This is a genomic window from Pseudoroseomonas cervicalis ATCC 49957, assembly GCF_000164635.1.
Lineage (GTDB): Bacteria > Pseudomonadota > Alphaproteobacteria > Acetobacterales > Acetobacteraceae > Pseudoroseomonas > Pseudoroseomonas cervicalis.
The window spans coordinates 1-691 of the sequence record NZ_GG771179.1 but is presented as its reverse complement, the minus strand read 5'-3'; the positions used below and the strand labels follow the sequence as shown (position 1 = coordinate 691).

General features: G+C 76.7%; 1 protein-coding gene. It reads right to left on the bottom strand.

Features of this window, described 5'->3' with window-relative positions; genetic code table 11:
• Positions 1-691, bottom strand: a 691-nt coding sequence (locus HMPREF0731_RS22445) for a squalene/phytoene synthase family protein (RefSeq protein WP_007006569.1), incomplete at both ends; no start/stop codon positions are given.

The window sequence follows — 691 nt, the reverse complement described above, 5'->3', positions numbered from 1 at the left end:
CGCCGCCTCCAGCCCCAGGCGGCGCGACTGCACGCGGCGCGGCAGCCAGGCGGCGCGGTCCAGCAGCGCCTCCACCCGGTCCAGCGCCGTCTCCAGCACCGGCGCGCGCGCCTCGGGGTCGGCCAGGAAGCGGGTCTCGCCGCCGGCGGCGGCCAGCCAGTCCTGCGGCACATAGAGCCGGTCGAGACGGCGCAGATCCTCGCCCATGTCCTGCAGGTGGTTGAGGATCTGCAGGGCGATGCAGAGCGCGTCGGCGCTGGCCTGGGCCTCGGCGTCGACCTCGCCATGCAGGCGCAGCAGCAGCCGGCCCACCGGCACGGCGGAGCGGCGGCAGTAATCCTCGAGCGAGGCCCAGTCCGGCAGGCGCGACAGCTCGGCATCCTGGCGGAAGGCGGAGAGCATGGTGCGCGCCTCGGCCAGCCCGTCCCCGGCCTGCTGCAGGGCGCGCGCCTCGGGCTGGGCGGTGGCGGGGTCGTCCAGCGCCGCCTCCAGCGCCGCCAGCCGCGCCAGCCGGACGGCGGGCGGCAGCTCCGGATGGTCGGCGATGTCGTCGGCCAGCCGGACAAAATGGTAGAAGGAAAGAATACGCCGCCGCAGCGGCCGGGCGATCAGCAGCGAGGCGACGGGGAAGTTCTCCGTCGTCGGGCCGCGCGTCGGGGCGATGGCGGCCGGCGCGGCCGCCCCGCCGAGG